Genomic DNA, 1,065 nt, shown 5'->3' on the forward strand with positions numbered 1-1,065 from the left:
CCTCCGGGGTGTTGCCGTTGCCGTTGTTGCCGGGCTGGTTCGGCGGCGGGGCACCGTCCCGCCTGCAGACGAGCGCGTCGGCATCCCATGACGGCGCCTGCAGGCTGTACCCGTCGGGGCATGTCTGCCCGGACCGGCCGTCCTTGCCGTCGTGGCCGTCGTGGCCGTCGTGGCCGTCGTGGCCGTCCTTGCCGGGCGGGCCGGCCGGTCCTGCCGGGCCTGCGGGTCCTGCTGGGCCTGCTGGGCCTGCCGGTCCTACCGACCCCGCCGGGCCTGCCGGACCGGTCACTGTAGCGCCGGGCTCGCCTTGCCCGCCGGACGGTCCCGCAGCACCGGGCGAGCCTGGCGAGCCGGGAGGGCCCGTCGCACCCGGCCGTCCCGGCTCGCCCTGCGGACCGCGAGGCCCAGCCGGGCCAGGGACCGGCACAGGCACCTGGGCGCGTGCGGGCAGATCGTCTACCGCTCGCGACGGGTCCGGCGCGGCCGGCGTCCCCCCGCCTGCTTTGATCTGCGAGCGCAGCACCCGCACATCCGTCGCCAGCGTGGCCACGGCGTCCCCGCGCAGGTCCGCCTCTGCGGCGAGGTCATCCGCCCGGCGGTCTCCCGCGTCGATGCGGAGCCACACGAGGACTACCGCACCCGACAGCACGAGTAGCACGGCTGCGACCGCGAGGAATCGCCATCGCTGTACGTGGAGCGGCCTCGCGTGGCGACGTGTGTTCACGTGGGGTGTCCTCCCAGCTCGACGATCTGTGCGCGCAGCCGCGTGTTCTCACTGCTGAGTTCGGTGATCTGCCGCTGTAGTGCCGTCTTGTCGGCGCGTTCGCTGGCGAGTTCGGCGTAGGCGGCGGCGAGCTGCCGTTCGTTTTCGACGAGCCGGTCGCGCAACTTGTCGCGTTCCTCTTGCAGGTTGTCGACGAGTGTCGAGTAGCCGCCGAGGACGGCGCCGGACTGCGAGGCCCTATTCGCGCCCCGCTGCCCAATCAGTGCGCCGACCGCGGATGCGAGCCCGACGGCGATGGCTCCGACGGCGCCGAGCTGCGCAGCGTCCACGCAGGACCTCCG

1 protein-coding gene is annotated in these 1,065 nt (G+C 73.8%); it reads right to left on the reverse strand.

What is annotated here, in order from left to right; translation table 11 throughout:
- Positions 1–720: 720 nt before the first annotated feature.
- Positions 721–1,065, reverse strand: a 345-nt coding sequence (locus ACFWE9_RS27060; RefSeq protein ID WP_377359688.1) for a hypothetical protein, incomplete at its 5' end; no start/stop codon positions are given.

Origin of the sequence: Peribacillus sp. NPDC060253, assembly GCF_042727425.1 — a bacterium.
Lineage (GTDB): Bacteria > Bacillota > Bacilli > Bacillales > DSM-1321 > Peribacillus.